This window comes from Microcystis wesenbergii FACHB-1317 (genome assembly GCF_014696875.1).
Taxonomy (GTDB): domain Bacteria; phylum Cyanobacteriota; class Cyanobacteriia; order Cyanobacteriales; family Microcystaceae; genus Microcystis; species Microcystis wesenbergii_A.
In genome coordinates, this window is sequence record NZ_JACJQV010000175.1 from 26002 (window position 1) to 42536 (window position 16535).

At 44.6% G+C, this 16535-nt stretch carries 14 protein-coding genes and 1 pseudogene; 8 read left to right on the forward strand and 7 right to left on the reverse strand.

Annotation, left to right across the window (positions count from 1 at the left end):
• Positions 1 to 61: 61 nt before the first annotated feature.
• Entirely contained in the window at positions 62 to 736 is a 675-nt protein-coding gene (locus tag H6F92_RS16730; RefSeq protein WP_190358779.1) for a TIGR04283 family arsenosugar biosynthesis glycosyltransferase, read from the reverse strand.
• 231 nt (positions 737 to 967) lie between these two features.
• Between H6F92_RS16730 and H6F92_RS16735 the strand changes: the two genes are divergently transcribed.
• A complete protein-coding gene (locus tag H6F92_RS16735; RefSeq protein ID WP_110578160.1) occupies positions 968 to 1384 on the forward strand; it encodes a CoA-binding protein in 417 nt (138 codons plus the stop codon).
• Positions 1385 to 1431: 47 nt separating this feature from the next.
• Here the strand turns inward: H6F92_RS16735 and H6F92_RS16740 are convergent, their stop codons facing one another.
• Positions 1432 to 3291 (reverse strand): iron uptake porin, encoded by a 1860-nt coding sequence (locus H6F92_RS16740; RefSeq protein WP_190358780.1) that lies wholly within the window; start codon positions 3289 to 3291, stop codon positions 1432 to 1434.
• Between the two features lie 388 nt (positions 3292 to 3679).
• Between H6F92_RS16740 and H6F92_RS16745 the strand changes: the two genes are divergently transcribed.
• The gene (locus H6F92_RS16745; protein WP_190358781.1) at positions 3680 to 4066 is read left to right on the forward strand and encodes a hypothetical protein; all 387 of its coding nucleotides are present in this window, start codon (positions 3680 to 3682) and stop codon (positions 4064 to 4066) included.
• 291 nt (positions 4067 to 4357) lie between these two features.
• Here H6F92_RS16745 and H6F92_RS16750 read toward each other — a convergent pair whose 3' ends face one another.
• Positions 4358 to 5734: a cobyrinic acid a,c-diamide synthase CobB gene (locus H6F92_RS16750; protein WP_190358782.1), complete on the reverse strand. Its 1377-nt coding sequence runs from the start codon at positions 5732 to 5734 to the stop codon at positions 4358 to 4360.
• Positions 5735 to 5779: 45 nt separating this feature from the next.
• Positions 5780 to 5902, reverse strand: a complete 123-nt coding sequence (locus H6F92_RS26580) for a hypothetical protein (protein ID WP_277882324.1) — start codon at positions 5900 to 5902, stop codon at positions 5780 to 5782.
• 695 nt (positions 5903 to 6597) lie between these two features.
• On the opposite strand from H6F92_RS26580, the gene pckA reads away from it, so the two are divergent.
• Positions 6598 to 8277: a phosphoenolpyruvate carboxykinase (ATP) gene (gene pckA, locus H6F92_RS16755; protein ID WP_190358783.1), complete on the forward strand. Its 1680-nt coding sequence runs from the start codon at positions 6598 to 6600 to the stop codon at positions 8275 to 8277.
• Between the two features lie 420 nt (positions 8278 to 8697).
• Here the strand turns inward: pckA and H6F92_RS16760 are convergent, their stop codons facing one another.
• Genes H6F92_RS16760 through H6F92_RS16770 form a run of 3 tightly spaced genes read right to left on the reverse strand, consistent with a single transcriptional unit; the run spans position 8698 to position 10998 of the window.
• The gene (locus H6F92_RS16760) at positions 8698 to 9108 is read right to left on the reverse strand and encodes a tellurite resistance TerB family protein (protein WP_190358784.1); all 411 of its coding nucleotides are present in this window, start codon (positions 9106 to 9108) and stop codon (positions 8698 to 8700) included.
• Positions 9098 to 10450: a 16S rRNA (cytosine(967)-C(5))-methyltransferase gene (locus H6F92_RS16765; RefSeq protein ID WP_190358785.1), complete on the reverse strand. Its 1353-nt coding sequence runs from the start codon at positions 10448 to 10450 to the stop codon at positions 9098 to 9100. The genes H6F92_RS16760 and H6F92_RS16765 overlap by 11 nt, the downstream gene beginning before the upstream one ends.
• Positions 10451 to 10455: 5 nt before the next feature.
• Positions 10456 to 10998, reverse strand: a complete 543-nt coding sequence (locus tag H6F92_RS16770) for an alpha/beta hydrolase (protein WP_242030169.1) — start codon at positions 10996 to 10998, stop codon at positions 10456 to 10458.
• 330 nt (positions 10999 to 11328) lie between these two features.
• On the opposite strand from H6F92_RS16770, the gene H6F92_RS16775 reads away from it, so the two are divergent.
• The 5 genes and pseudogenes from H6F92_RS16775 to H6F92_RS27080 form a co-directional block, all read left to right on the forward strand.
• Complete coding sequence (locus H6F92_RS16775; protein WP_190358786.1) at positions 11329 to 11517, forward strand: hypothetical protein; 189 nt, start codon at positions 11329 to 11331, stop codon at positions 11515 to 11517.
• Positions 11518 to 11536: 19 nt separating this feature from the next.
• On the forward strand, positions 11537 to 13054 hold the full coding sequence (locus tag H6F92_RS16780) for an NAD(P)H-hydrate dehydratase (RefSeq protein ID WP_190358787.1): 1518 nt from the start codon (positions 11537 to 11539) through the stop codon (positions 13052 to 13054).
• Between the two features lie 468 nt (positions 13055 to 13522).
• Complete coding sequence (locus tag H6F92_RS16785) at positions 13523 to 15328, forward strand: aspartate kinase (protein WP_190358788.1); 1806 nt, start codon at positions 13523 to 13525, stop codon at positions 15326 to 15328.
• 431 nt (positions 15329 to 15759) lie between these two features.
• Positions 15760 to 16365, forward strand: coding sequence for a hypothetical protein (locus H6F92_RS16790; protein ID WP_190358789.1), 606 nt, complete (start codon positions 15760 to 15762; stop codon positions 16363 to 16365).
• A 56-nt stretch (positions 16366 to 16421) separates the two neighbouring features.
• A pseudogene (locus H6F92_RS27080) lies at positions 16422 to 16535 on the forward strand (NB-ARC domain-containing protein); the annotation flags it as partial.

A 16535-nucleotide genomic window follows, 5' to 3' on the forward strand; every position in this document is an offset into this window, starting at 1 on the left:
CAGGTTGCGCCCCTACATTGCACAATAACCTAAAATACTTTTTAAACCAGCCTTTATTTTATTACCATAAACGATAAAAACTTTTCAACAAATGCGGGGGGATTTTTAGATAATAACCAATAATTATTAATTGATTAACTAAGGTAGTTTTGCCAACTCCTAATTTTTGCCAACGTCTTGCCGAGGTAATCACCGCAGTAGAAACTATGGCTATCTTACCCGTTTTTTTCAATCTTTGTATTAATTCAAAATCTTCCATAATTGGCAACTCAGGAAAACCGCCCAAATCTGCCAATATTGAGGCTTTTAAAAATATTCCTTGATCTCCGTAGGGAAGAGAAAACCAGCGAGAACGCCAATTAACTAATTTTTCCACTAAACGCAGGGATTTTTCTTCTCCATCAATTTTTAATTCAAAAGCCCCCGCTACTATTCCAGATTGGGATAAAGTATTGATAATTTGTTCTTGAAATTCCTGGGGAAGTAAAGTATCTCCGTGCAGAAATAACAAAATATCTCCTTTGGCTATTTTGGCTCCTAAATTCATCTGAAAGGCACGACCTTTACTAGAAGAAATAATTACCTTCGCTCCCAATTGTTCGGCTATTTCTCTAGTTTTATCGGTACTTCCCCCATCGACAACAATAATTTCTACTCCTTCACCTATCTGTTTTAACGTTGCTGCAATTCTTAACTCCTCATTGAGAGTCGGAATGATAATACTAAGATAATTCATCAGGTTTTAAGGTAACTAAAGTCAGAGAATTTAGGGGGAACCATCGGGTAAATTTTCCTACAGATACCGAGGGATTGATTGGGATTGGTAATAACTGTTTTTCTGGTAAAAAAGTTAAACATCGCTGCCAGTTCTCCAGAGTGGCTAAAGCTGGAGTCAAAAGTCGATACCAAATTAGGTTACACTTCATCTTTATGGAAAGCGAAACTCTGTTCTAAGATAGGTGGGACAATGCCGAATATTAAAGGAGACGATGGTGCGCTCAAAACCATCTTCAGCAATAGTAAAATTATCGCAGTGGTCGGGCATTCTGAGAAATCGAGTCGCGCCAGCTATCAGGTAGCCAAATTCCTGCAAGCGGTGGGTTATCGAGTCTATCCTGTCAATCCGATGGTCAAGCAAATTGACGGTCAAAGCTGCTATCCTTCTCTAGAGGCTATCCCCGAACCTGTGGATATTGTTAACGTTTTTCGTCATCCTGATTATTTACCTGAAATTGTCGAGTCAGCTATTGCTATTCGGGCTGCTACTCTTTGGACACAATTGAAAATTTATCACCCAGTTGCCGAAAAAAAGGCGATCGAGGCGGGTTTAAATGTGATTATGGATGCTTGTATCCAGATAGAATATCAGCGTTTATTTGTCTAAAACAAAACCCCACCATGGGTGGGGTTTCGGGTTTAATTTAGGAAATCCTAGAAGGTAAAGGTTCCGCGGAGAGTGCCAATCCACTCGTTACCAGTGCCTTTGAACTGTTCAGGTGCAGAAATCCAGATGACACCGGGGGTGATAGAAATATTGTCGGTGACTTGGTACTTGTAGAACAATTCAACGTGGTAGGGAACGATGTTAGATACTTTTAGACCCATTTCCCGGAAGCTTAAGTGACCGATGTAGGGCTGCGCACCAGCAAACAGACCTAAGATATTTCCTTCTTTACCCAAGTCGGGGAAGGCAATACCAGCACCGTAGGTCCACACTTCCGCATCACCGAGACCGAGTAAACGCACGGTGGAGTAGGAACCGAAGGCACTCAAGCTGGCGAAACCAATATCCACTGCACCGGTTAAACCGTAGCTATTGGATACTTTGGCTCCGAAGTTGAAGAAACCGACTTCATCCTGTAGGGTGACGCTATCAGGATCGTTGCCGTTGACGTTGAGCAGGGTATTTAACTGAGTTTGGGAAAGGTTAGCGGCGGAAGTACCCGTTACACCGAAGGAACCACCGTTACCGAAGATGGCGGTATCGGCACCTTGGTAAGCGTTAACGTAGGTGAAGCCGACGTTGAGGAAGTTAAAGAGGTTAGCGTTAATCTGTGCTAAAGCGGCGTAATCTCCGTTAAAGAGACCATTACCCGGGTTAGGATTGGCCGCAGAACTAGAGCCACCACCACCGGCTAAGTAACCCAAGGATAGGGAGGTCGGACCGACAATGCTTTGGAGGAAGCCTAACTGTAGGCTAACACCGGCCCCAGAACCACCACCGATACGATATATGGGGTTTTCGGAAGCGAAGGTAGATAGCGCACCATTACCACCGTCGAAGTCTTCAAAGAAGGGATTAGTGGTGGGAACGAAGTCATTCCAAATACCGCCCCAAGCAGCAACATAGGTATTGAAGCGACCAAAATAACCTAAGTCAATCGGGGTATAGTAGGCCAACCAGTCGAGAACCACATTGCTACCGTTACCGGCCGCGGTCCAAGTTTGGAATAGGGAAGGGCTTTGCAGATTATCGAATCTGACGGAAGCGGGATCACCATTTTGTAGTGTGGTGGTCGATTTGTAATCAAATCCGAAGGGAGTGGCACTACCCGCCGCTAAACGAGTTTTCAGTACGTCCTGACCGGTGAAGCTCGTGTTTAACAGCAAACGAGCGCGGTATTGCATGGCGGCCTGGGAGGCGGGGCTACCGGCACCGACCGTATCGGTGACAGCGAAGATAACTTCCCCAGCTAATTTGGTGGTGGTGGAGAATTGGTTATTTTCGAGGAAAGACACCCGGCTTTCTAAGTTATCAACTCTAGCTCCCAAGGCCGCTAATTCGGCCTGGAACTCATCCATCAAGCGCTTGAGGGCATCTAAGTCTTCCTTGAGGACGTTCACACCATCTTGAATTAAACGTTCCATGACGTTTAAGCAAGCGTTTAAACCAGCCGCAAATTCCCAACGGGTTAAAGCTCGGTCGCCGCGGAAGGTGCGATCGGGATAACCAACAATACAACCATAGCGTTCAACTAAACTTCTTAAAGCCTCGAAAGCCCAAGCGGTGGGGGAAACATCCCGCAGTTGGTTAACGCTGGTGACTTGATCGATGGTGTTGCCCTGTACGGGTGCAACTTGACCTTCGTTACCGTAGCGCTCGATCTGATTGAGTAATTCGCCAGTTCCTGCACTGTTGTCCTGAACTTGGGCGATTTCTAGATTGTTAAATTCGGTAGAAACACTGGTAGATTTGACGGGGTCGAAGCTACTAGCATTAGCGGAAGCTACCAGGGTAGCCCCTAAAATCGCTGGGCTAACCAGCAATGATTTCCAGAACATTTTTAACATGATGGTTTTTTCCTCACACCTTATAGGTTGACTACACAGTTTGATGCCGCATATAGCCTTGCTATTCTTCTGCCATTATACACAACTTAATTACTTAGGGAAAGATGCGATCTCATTTTTTTGCCTTGACCAGTTGACAAAGTGGCCACTCTGTCGCTCCTAACGGCACTTAAACAAAAACTAAAGTAGGTTAAAATCCTTACAGAGAGAAGACTTAAGCTCAAATAACAGCCTCATTTAGACGAGTCGGGCAAGGTTCTGTAATTTTGATAACGACGACTGAACTGAGTTGTCGTCAGGTTAATTGATGATTTCTGTAGTGGCACTCTTAATATGGAGTGATGTCTAATGGGCAAAACTTAACGCCGATAAAAACAGAGACAAAACCATGAAACAAAAAAAGATAGCCAATACACTGCGTAAAGCCTTGCTAGAAGATGGCAAGATGGAACGCGCTCTCTATGAATACGAATTAGAAGAACACATAGACTACTGGTACGAAGGTCTCAAGTCCGACCGTGATCAGTTTGTCTTTGCCGTCACGGAAAACTCCGGTGATGTGGCAATGGTATTGATTACGCCAGGTAAAACTATCTATGTCAATGAGGAGGCTAGAGAGAAACTAGCTAAATTCTGGATAAAAGCTTATGAGAATAATATAAATCAACTCATTCCCATGATGGCAGAGAATTTGGCCAATGATATTATCTCGGTGACAGGCGTTAAAATGGTGTCCCCAAACCAGAAGCGGCGCTGGGTTAGTTTGCGCCCGTAGAGTTAAAGTCAAGAAAGGCTCCCTGAGGACAAAAGTTGACGGGAAACCCCCAAAAACTATCCGCCCTTACCAATTGCTCGGTAAGGGCGGTGTAGCGGGTCATCGGAATCGACACCAGACTGCCGGAAGGAACTCCAGCTAGTCTAAATCTTGTTTAGACGTGGGGTCTAGAGAACAGCCCCGGCGCACAGCCGGCTGTTGTCGATTAGGAGACCCATGCTTTTACTACTTTCTACCATCGACATCACCTCCTGTATCCCTTAACGGATTGATTATCAAATTTATCTGCAATTAGCTTAACGCAGCTGTGCGGAAAAAATCAAGGCCGGCAGCTAAAAATTTTTTCGGCAGGCTTAGTTGGCCCCCAAAATGTAGGTGGAGATAGGAAGCGTGCAGATTCTTACCTTGCCACCCTTCGGCATTGATAGCACTTTTGGGGAATGCTTGCAGTTGATAAATCGGTGCGTCGCTCACCCCGCTTAATTGGGAGCGATGGAATTCATGGCCGCGCACTGGTTGACCTGCTTTGAGCAGGATCGTCTCCTGTTTGGCGATGGCTTGCCGATAACCTAGGGTTAATTTCGGGGACATTATAGCAGATTGGGGGATTATTTGCAACATAGAATGGTTTTTTTGCTCAAAATCAACTATTTTGTCACATAAATACATTAATCCCCCACATTCGGCGTAGGTGGGCATTCCAGAGGCGATCGCTTTTCTCACCTGAGTTAAGATAGGGGTGTTAGCCGCTAATTCCGGGGCAAAGATTTCGGGAAAACCGCCACCAAAGTACAACCCTTGCAGGTTTTCGGGCAAATTTGCCCCTTGCAAGGGACTCCAAAAGATTAATTCCGCGCCTAAATTGGCTAAAATATCGAGATTATCGGGATAATAAAAGTTAAAAGCCTTATCTCTGGCAATACCGATACGGATAGGGGGAAAAAGCTTATTTGCTCCTGGGGGATTTTTCGGGTTCTCTTGGGGAGAAATAGTGAGTAAAGGCAAGAGAATGTCCCAATTAAAGCAGTTTTGGGCAATAGAAGCCAGTTGATCTTGCAGTTGCCTGATTTCTCCTAGTTCATCCCTGGGAACTAATCCTAGATGGCGATCGGGAATTGTCAGGGAATCTTGACGACGCAAAACCCCGACAATCGGCATATTGATGGATTCTAGGGCGGTTTGCAGTAATTGCAGGTGGCGATCGCTGCCAACCCGATTGAGGATAACTCCGGCTAGATGAAGATTTTTGTCTAAAGATTGATAACCGCGGACAATAGCGGCGACAGAGGTAGATAAACGACTACAATCGATAACTAACAGCAGAGGAAGCCCTAAAATACGGGCAATATGGGCGGTACTGGCATAGTCGGGAAATTGAGTATCGCTTAATTGAATACCATCAAATAGCCCCATTACCCCTTCAATCAGAGCATAATCGACATTTTGACAATGTTGGGCAAAACAGGTTTTTACATAGTCTTCAGAAGTTAAAACCGGATCGAGATTGCGACAGGGGCGACCGGTAAAATGACTATGGAACATGGGATCGATATAATCGGGCCCGACTTTAAAAGATTGCACTCGATCGCCACGACTGATTAAATAGGCCAAGATTGCCAGAGTAATCGTAGTTTTACCGACTCCGCTTCTTTCTCCTGCGATGATCATTATTAGTTGTTTTTTTTCGAGATCGAGCTAGACTTAATTAACCTGTTACACAATCAATTCTAGAGCTTGCCAACGGCTAATAGAGTCAATTTTGGCCGCTAATTTGCCCTGTGTCAATCGACTTTTTTTTATTAGCGGCGAAATCGATTTGACCACGTTTAGGATCATTGTCATCATCTCTAGACAACCAGCTATTGTTCTGACTTTCCCAAAAACCAGAGACTTCCTCCCCCACCATTAAGATAGGCTAAGACGCATTTTAACCGCCTATCCTTAAGATTGGCTAAATCTCCTCAAATCCCTTTACTGTTGCAAGAGTGCCTCATCTCAACAAGCAATTTAAATTCGCGGGCAGCTTAAGTAGGGAGGCACAATTATTTGTAGGATGGGTTAGCGGTAGCGTAACCCATGCGGTCGTTGGGTTTCATACTTCAACCCAACCTACGTTCATCTTATATTTAATTCCACCCACCCACTTAACTGCTAGATTAGCTGACCAATTTTGTTTAGCTGTTAATTTTTGTAAAAAAACATCGTCTGTATCCTATTGTACAGCTAGACTAAAAATATCTAGAAAAAGCAGTTAGATCGGCAAGAGGGAGAAGGTAAAAACCCTGACTGGGAGATGACGGGTAAATAGGCAAATAATCCTGAATTACCGCTCTAAGATTGGCTTTACCGACAGCAAAAGACCAGATTAATCAGGCAAATATCGTCAGATCAACTAATCAATATAGCTTCTTAGGTGTCTGGGAGTGAAAAAAGACCGAGAACGGAGTTTTTCTAGTTTCTATAACTGCCCTAATCAGAGACCTAGAACTTAACTCTAAACCGACAACTAAATTATCAGGAGAATTGGGATTATGCCGACTCTACACACGCTGACCAATGATAGTATCTCTTGTCCCTTGCCCGATCGCGTGGAGAACGTCAATTTCTACTACGAATTAGAAAATCAATTTCATCCCACCTACGGCCTCGAAAACCTAGGCATGAAAAATCTCGGTCGCGTTTATCGCAATCTTTCCGTACCGCAATTAGTCGAACAGGCGATCGAACGTCATGAGGGCGTTTTAGCCGATAATGGGGCTTTAGTGGTGGAAACGGGTAAATATACCGGTCGTTCCCCCAAAGATAAATTCATTGTCAAAGAAGCCAATAGCGAAAAGGAAATCGACTGGAATCAGCATAATGCCCCGATTAGCGAGGAAAAATTCCAGCAGTTATACCGAAAAGTCCTCGCCTATGTGCAGGGAAAAGACCTATATATCTTCGATGGTTACGTCGGATCCGATCCTAATTGTCGCTTTGGCGTGCGCGTCGTCACCGAAATCGCCTATCATAATCTCTTTGCTCATCAGTTATTCCTCCGGCCTAGTGCGATCGAACTAGCTGCCCATGAAACTGATTTTACCGTGATTGCCCTGCCGGGGTTACAGGGAGATCCCGAGGATGACGGACTGAACAGCGAAGCCTTTATCGTCCTCAACCTGGCCAAAAAAATCGTTCTCATCGGTGGCACTCGCTACGCTGGCGAAATCAAAAAATCCGTCTTCTCGATGATGAATTACCTGATGACCAAACAAGGGGTTTTACCGATGCACGGTGCCGCTAACATCGATAAACACGGTCATACAGCCCTCTTTTTCGGTCTCTCCGGTACGGGGAAAACCACCCTTTCCGCCGATCCTAAACGCAGCCTCATCGGTGATGATGAACACGGTTGGTCAGAAGACGGCATTTTTAACTTTGAAGGCGGTTGTTATGCTAAAACCATCCGTTTAAGTGCCGAATACGAACCCCAAATCTGGGCGGCGATTCAATTTGGCACTATTCTCGAAAACGTGATCCTGTCCCCCGATAATCGCCTTCCCGACTACGATGATGGACGTTTGACCGAAAACACCCGCGCCGCCTATCCCCTGCGTTATATCCCTAATTGTGCCGTATCCGGCATGGGAACCCACCCGAAAACGATTATCTTCTTAACTGCCGATGCTTTTGGGGTACTGCCACCGATTGCCAAATTAACCACAGACCAGGCGATGTATCATTTCCTCTCTGGTTATACTAGCAAATTAGCGGGAACGGAACGGGGAATCACCGCCCCACAGGTGACTTTTTCCAGTTGTTTCGGTCAATGTTTCTTCCCTCTCTCACCCCTCGTTTATGCCCAAATGTTGGGGGAACGTTTAGAACAACACCCCGAAACCTCCGTTTATCTGATTAATACTGGTTGGTCCGGTGGTCCCTACGGAGTCGGCGATCGCATTTCGATCAAACACACCCGGGCTATGGTTTCCGCCGCTTTAAATGGCGATTTAGAGGAGGTCGTTTGCCATCCTCATCCCATCTTTCAAGTTCTCGTCCCCGAAATTGTCCCCGGAGTTCCCAAAAAAATCCTCGACCCGCGACAAGCATGGCAAGATGGCGAATCCTACGACCTACAAGCGCGAGAATTGGCCCATCGTTTCGTGGAAAATTTCCGTCAATTTACCACTGCCTCCCAAGAAATAATTGCAGCCGGTCCAATTTGGGAATAGTAACATCAAGGAATCGGTTATCAACTATCAGTTAAAGTGAGATTTTCTCGCAGTTTGATTGCCGTCGGGTGTATTAGGGCAGCCTAATACACCAGCAATACTGCTATCTAGGGTTTGCGGCAAAAAGTTTTTCCTGGGGGCAGGTTGTGGCCCCCCGACATCGGGGGGGTCGGGGGGGCAGGGGGGGGTGTAGGGTTTTACCCATTTTCAGGACGTTCGGCGAGCTCAGTCGAGTGGACGGTGAGGCTTCGACGGTGAGATCAGCCGAACCGCTTGTCGAACCGCCGGCGTCAATTAGCTAATTTTCAGGGAAAAAGTGCCTAAATCTTCCCCCCGATCCCTCCAATGGCTGGCACTTTTTGATTTCAAAAAAGCCTAAAAGTCTTATCCAACAAGGTTTTTAGATTCATTCAGCAACCCCTAATTACTTTGAGTAATTGCCTTGTGGTACAATTTCTGAATTCCCGTCACTAATTTATCTAAAATAGATCGATGGCTATCGTGAGTCGGATCAAGACTCTGCACTTTGGTTAATAATTTCGCTTCCTGTATATCCACGTCGTCATCGCTATAGATTAAAGTGCTAATCGATGTTATTAGATCTTGATAGGTTTCTGGACTAGGATTATCGCCTAAATAGGACTCTAACCATCGATAACATTCACCGGTTTTAACTGGTTTTAGTTCCGATAATAGTGGTTTAATCTCCGGATCATCATCAAGTTTTTCCCTCACAGCTACCTGTCGTAAATAATTTCTTTCTGATGGTTGAATGACACCATCAATCCAAGCAACACCGATGAGAATTTTCAGTAATTGTTTATTTTTCATCCCACACTTCCTTGACTAACTTAGCCATAAAAAAACCGTCTTGATTATGTCGATGGGGTAACACTTCGATCGCTCCCGTTTCTGTATAGTATTCTGAGAAGCATGAATTAGAGTCAGGAGGAACCATTTTCCAATCGGGATGAGCGGCTAAAAACTGCTCGATCACTCTTTCATTTTCTAACGGATTTAAGGTACAGGTGGCATAAACTAAGATTCCCTTCGGTTTTACCCAAGTAGCAGCCGAGGCTAAAAGTTCCCCCTGTCGTTTGGCTAGTACAGGTAAATTTTCTGGTGTTTGTCGCCAACGTATATCAGGACGCTTGTGCAGGGTTCCCAATCCTGAACAGGGAGCATCGATTAGTACACGATCAGCGATGCCGCACCACTGGGGACGATCGCGACTATCCCCTAGATGTATTTCGATCGCTTTTAAGTCTAATCTTTTAATATTGGCTTCTAACTGTCGTAAACGGGATGGTGTTTGATCACAGGCTAATATTCTACCCCGATCGCCCATTAATTCGGCAATATGAGTGGTTTTTCCCCCCGGTGCCGCACAAGCGTCGATAATTGTCTCTCCGGGCTGGGGATCGAGGAGATAAGTGACTAATTGGGCGCTAATATCCTGTAGGGTGTAATTTCCGGCTCGAAATCCCTCTAAACGCTCAATATTGCCTAAACCAGAGGTTAAACGGCAAGCTAGAGGTAACTTAAGATGATTAAAAGTTATATTGGCTGATTCTAACTCATTTTCTAGGGCTTCTCGGCTAGTTTTCAGGGGATTAATCCGAATATCGAGGTCAGGAGAGCGATTAAACCATTGACACAGTTGTTCCGTTTCCGTAACACCAAAGCGATCTAACCACAATTGCACCAACCAATCGGGGAAACTGTGGAGAATGCCCAATCTAGAAGCGGTATTTTCCGGCAAAATTAAAGGATCATCGCCATTAGCAGTTAAACGGAGATATTGCCGCAGCATTCCGTTAACCACCGCCGCTAATTTGCCTAAATGACTGATTTTAGTTAATTCTACCGCCGTATTCACCGCCGCCGATGGGGGAATCTGGGATAGATAACGCAGTTGATAAAGACCAATATGGAGAATTCGCCGTAAATCCGGGGGTTGCTCGGCTGCGGTTTTTTTCCCCAGGCGATCGAGCAGCGCATCCAAAGTTCTTTGTCGGCGCATTATACCATAAACAATCTCCGTTGTCAAGGCTTTGTCAAGACAATTTAAGGAACTAGCGGACAAATGGCGATCAAGAGCGCGATCGGGATAGGCGGAAGAGCGATCGATATCCCGTAAAATCAGCAAAGCCAGCTGACGAGCATTATTCATGCAGTTTATAGACGATTGCGGAGGAATTGGCGTAAAATAGTCAGTGCCGGAATCGGGATTTCGTGACCCATATTTAACTCGTGATATTCGACGTTAACCCCTAAACCAAGCAGTAAATCTCTGGCTTGACGAGCAGCAGCGATAGGAACGACGGGATCCTGCTTACCATGAACAATTAAGACATTTTGTGGGCCTTGGGGATGGGGTTCACCGTGCAGATAACCACTCAAGGAACCCAATCCCGCCAAGGGTAAAGATAAACCCACATCCAGCGTCATCGCTCCCCCTTGGGAAAAACCGGTCAAAAAAGTCCGCTCTAGGGGAATGCCGGTGGTTGCTTCCAGGGAAATAATCCAATCGTGCAACTGTTGACGACTAGCGACTAAACCTTGATAATCGGAGGTTTCTAACGCATACCAGGCGCGTCCCCCCGGCACTTGCGGATGATCGAAGGGAGCATTAGGAAACAAAAATTGACAATCAGCCAGATCCAGCATCGATGCAAGGGGGGCCAGATCCGTGGCATCCGCACCCCAACCGTGCAGCATGATCACTAGATAGCGAGCGGGATTTTCCGGGGAAGGGGGAATGACAATCGGGTTAAAAGACAGAGTTTTTTCCTCGCAATTCTTTTTTCTCTCTATTCTATAGCGATTTCCCCGGAGTGAGATGGCTGTTGGGGAGTCTTTTCAGTAACCAGTAATCAGTGAAAAGAAAACTCCGATTACTACCCCCTTCCTCTCTCGGAGAAGGTTTGGGGGTGAGGACATTGTGGGCGCACGCAGTGCGCCCCTACCATTGGCGCAATGATATTATTGTAGGGGCGAATTGCATTCGCCCTCTTGGAATAACTTCTGCTTCTCGGAGAAGGTTTGGGGGTGAGGACATTGTGGGCGCACGCAGTGCGCCCCTACCATTGGCGCAATGATATTATTGTAGGGGCGAATCACCGTCAAGCTAAAACTAGACAGAATGATCTGGCTATTATTACCCAAACCAGCCTTGAGCCAGTGAAAATTGGGGCTAATTGGCAGTTTTTCGGCAAAAAAGTTATCTACACCTGTTAATAGGCAATTTATCCCTCGAATGAGCTACAATTATCGGTTAAACGTGGTTAATAGCGAGCAGATGCGTCGCATCGAAGGGGCGATTTTTGCCTCCGGTATGCCTGTGGCCGCTTTGATGGAAAAGGCAGCCCTGTTAACGGCACAACAGCTTAAAAAGTCCTATTCTTTGGCTAATTTCCCCAAAATTGGCGTTATCGTCGGTCCTGGTCACAATGGCGGCGATGCTCTCGTGATTGCTAGAGAATTACATCTTGCTGGTTATCAAGTATCTCTTTTTTGTCCGATCGCCAAACTCAAGGATTTAACAGCACAACAGGCTAATTATGTCAAGCATTTAGGCTTAATTTTTCAGAAAACTTTAGAATCTTTGGAGGATTGTCAGTTAATTATCGATGGTCTTTTCGGTTTTGGTTTAGAAAGGACTTTATCGGCAGATATTGCCGAATTAGTCGATAAAATTAATAGTTGGCAAAAACCGGTAATTAGTATCGATATTGCTTCGGGAATTCACACCGACACCGGAGAGGTTTTAGGCACGGCAATTAAAGCCACTCATACCTTTTGTTTGGGACTCTGGAAGCGCGCTTTTTTCCAGGATTTGGCCCTACCCTATCTGGGTAAAGTGGAGTTAATTGATATCGGAATTAGTCCCCTTGACCTAGAAACAATTTTACAAGATTCACCGCCAATTATGAGGGTTAATCCCGATCTAATTCGCCCTTATTTACCCTTACCCCGTCCTCTCCTTACCCATAAATATCAGCAGGGACATTTATTAATTATCTGTGGTTCTCGTCGTTATGCGGGGGGGGCAATTCTCGCCGGATTAGGAGCGCGAGGTAGTGGTGTGGGAATGCTTTCGATTGCCGTTCCTGCTGCCCTTAAATCTTTATTAATTAGTCATTTACCAGAAGCATTAATTATCGATTGTCCCGAAACTGCCACGGGAGCTATTGCCGAACTTCCCCTAGAATTAAATAATTATCATGTCCTCGCCTGTGGTCCTGGATTAACCACAGAAAATCCTGCTATTATCGAACAGGTTTTAGACAGTGATAAGCCGATTATACTCGATGCCGATGCTTTAAATATTTTGGCTCAATTGGGTATAAAAAAATTATCATCTCGCCAGAATAAGACAATTTTAACGCCTCATTGGGGAGAATTTAAACGCTTATTTCCTAACTTATCAGATTCTCAAGATAGGATTAATATCACTCAAAAAGCATCTCAACAAAGTGGTGCAATTGTCTTATTAAAAGGAGCCAGAACTATAATCGCCTCCCCGGGCGGTAAAATCTATATAATCCCCGAAAGTAGCTCCGCTCTAGCGCGAGGTGGTAGTGGCGATGTCTTAACGGGATTAATCGGCGGATTCTTAACCCAAATGCCGGATAATCCCCCAGAAACAACCGCATTAGCGGCTTATTTACACGCTCAAGCTGGCATTTTAGCAGCTAAAGAAAGGACAGAATTAGGAGTAGATGGAGTAACTTTAGCTAATTATTTATTTGCCGCCCTTAAAGATTTAAATTAAACTCCGAGGGGAAACACACGCAACCCAAAAACCGAGTAAAATCGATAAAGGATTAAGTAGGTAGGTGTTAAAAATTGTCAGATTTACCCCCTTATCAAGGGTAGGGTTAATTCATGAATTAACCCTACCATGAATCAGTCCTAAGATTAAGGGAGTATCAGAATTGATAATTATTACTGTATCTAACATTAAAATATCTTTCATAATACCCACCAAACCTAAGAGAGCCAAAATATTATTAATAGCATAAATGTACTGTATTTAAACTGCCTATTGAAATTTTAGTACAAATGCTCGGACTGCCTCAACCTAGCTCCGGCGCTCCCTTCTCCGCTGCAGTCTTAAAGATTAATTCAGATAGTCGGCATTTGATAAAACATAAGGAATGTTAACCAAAACCACTTATCGTTAGGAATTTTGATAAGTTGGAGATTGAACAAAGATAGAAAGTCTCTAGCGCTGACAACTATGGCTGTAATTGTCCAAAAATACGGTGGTACATCGGTAGGTTCCGTGGAACGCATTCAATCGGTCGCTCAACGGGTCAAAAATACGGTAATAGCAGGAAACACCGTGGTGGTGGTCGTTTCTGCCATGGGTAAAACCACCGATGGATTGGTCAATTTAGCCAAACAAATCGCCGCCGAACCCTCGCGCCGGGAGATGGATATGTTATTATCCACGGGGGAACAGGTGACAATCGCCTTGATGAGTATGGCCCTAGAGGAAATCGGACAACCGGCCATCTCCCTAACCGGCGCTCAAGTGGGAATTGTCACGGAATCCGAACATAGTCGGGCCCGTATTTTAGAAATTAAAACCGATCGCCTCTCCCGACATCTATCGGAGGGTAAAGTAGTTGTGGTCGCCGGTTTTCAAGGTGTTAGCGATAGTGATCAACTAGAGATTACCACCCTAGGGCGCGGTGGGTCCGATACCTCGGCCGTGGCCCTAGCGGCCGCCTTAAAAGCCGATTTTTGCGAAATTTACACCGATGTACCCGGTATTCTCACCACTGACCCCCGTTTAGTCCCCGAAGCGCGTCTTTTAGACCAAATCACCTGCGATGAGATGCTCGAATTAGCCAGTTTAGGGGCGAAAGTTCTCCACCCGCGAGCGGTGGAAATCGCTAAAAACTTCGGGGTTCCCTTGGTTGTCCGCTCCAGTTGGACGGATGAGCCGGGTACTTGGGTGACATCCCCGGCACCGAAACCGCGCACCCTGCAAGGATTGGAATTGACAAAAGCAGTGGATGCGGTGGAATTTGAGGGCAATCAGGCGAAAATCGCCCTTTTACGGGTTCCGGATCGTCCCGGTATCGCTGCCCGTTTATTCGGGGAAATTGCCCATCAACAGGTGGACGTGGATTTAATTATTCAATCGATTCACGAGGGGGACAGCAACGATATCGCCTTTACGGTGATGGGAAATGCCTTAAAAAAAGCCCAATCCGTGGCCGAAGCGATCGCGCCGGTTTTACGTTCCCATCCCACTAATACAGAGGAAGCGGAAGTGATCATCGAATCCGGGGCCGCTAAAATCGCCATTACCGGCGCTGGTATGATCGGCCGGCCGGGAATTGCTGCCCAAATATTTAGCACTTTGGCCGCAGCGGCAATTAATATCGAAATGATCTCCACTTCTGAAGTAAAAGTCAGTTGTGTCATCGATGAAGCGGACGGAGAAAAAGCAATTAAAGTCCTTTGTGATGCTTTTCAAGTGGAGTATTCTGCTAAAGTTGCTCATTGCGAAATCCCTAAAAATTTAGTCCCAGTCAGGGGAGTGGCCCTAGATAATAATCAGGCCCAAATGGCCATTCGTAACGTCCCCGATCGCCCGGGGATGGCGGCGAGAATTTTCTCGGTTTTAGCGGCAAAAAATGTCAGTGTCGATATGATTATTCAATCCCAACGCTGCCGCATTGTCGATGGTATTCCCCGACGGGATATCGCTTTTACTTTACCCCAAGCTGATGCTAATTCCGCCCAAAAAATCCTTTTAGAACTATCGGAAAGTTTGGGTTTACAGGAAGTGGTGGTTAATAATGATGTGGCCAAAGTGAGCATTGTTGGTTCAGGAATGGAAGGACAACCGGGGGTAGCAGCACGCTTTTTTGAAGCTTTAGCAAAGGAGAAAATTAATATTTTGATGATTGCTACTTCTGATATAAAAATCAGTTGTGTGGTGAATCAGGAAGATGGAGTCAGGGCCCTACAAGTGGTTCATGCCGCTTTTGGATTGGCCGGACAGGGTAAAATTGAAGTACCCGCCTAAATGAAATTACAAGTTCTATGATGGGGGTAAGAGTTGTTTAATTGTTGGCAACTTATACCCCCAAAAACCCGATAATAAAGTTAACCCTCATAGTAAGGCACGAAGTTTTCATTTTGGGTAGTCACTGAGCCAGTATTCAGGAAACGATATCGAATTTGGTTGTACTTCATTCTTATGAGAAACTCTATCAAACCGTTGATAAAATTGTTAATTTTTATTAATGAGATGTTAGTATTGACAAGCAAACTGTTACGATCCAACTAGAGTTGTATGTTCGAGAACAGGTTAAACAAAATTCTCATACAGAGTTTCTCGCGAAGGTTGAAGTATATACCAAACGTTGCCATTAAGTGATTTCATCCGCAAGAACGTACCTTATCTATTCGGAGAAACGCTATAACTTTAACTTAAATTGATGGTGATGGTGAATTATGTTTGAACTTACTTTTTTAATAAAATTTATAGCTATTCTACTAGCATTTTTTTCAGCATTTTTTGCAGCAATAGGTAATGATACATGGGAAAATGGAAAGTTGACACTCAAAGGGTATGTTTTAGTAATTTTCGCTCTTGCTGCAGCATTGACTCAATTTTGTATACAATGGCAAGAAACAAAGGATTTAGCTAATCGTCAGAAGCTATACAAGACCGCTTATACTGGGTGGGTATCTATTGGTTTATATGATAAAAATCAAGAAAAATGGATGGACGGGGAGGACAAATTGTGGAAAAATCGAAATAAATATTTAATCGGTGTAAAAAAGCCTTCTGATTTATATAAAAAAGATGAATATTTTATGACTGATACAATGATTTATGGGCGTTCTTTGAAAATAGATGAAACTTCAAAGAATATTGATAACTGTAATGATTTTGAGAAATGGATGAACTCAGAAAATAATAAAGAGACTGTTTTTTTGAAAGGACAAGTCGTGAAAATTGACAAGGATAAATATGAACCAAACCCCTTTATAGAACTAGATTGTGGAAATGGTCAGGTTAGAGTTTTCGTCAAACTAACTGATGGGAGACTTTAGTTAAGCACATTAGTTTTAGTCATAATGTAAAAAAAGCCTCCTATATCTGAGACTAATTACATCTCAAATTAACTTTACCGGATGAGGGAGAATTAGACGTAAAAATTCGTTATTGTTGGCAAAATTGGTTAGCGGGAAATGTCCTAATTATCTTTGATGATGTGCGGGAT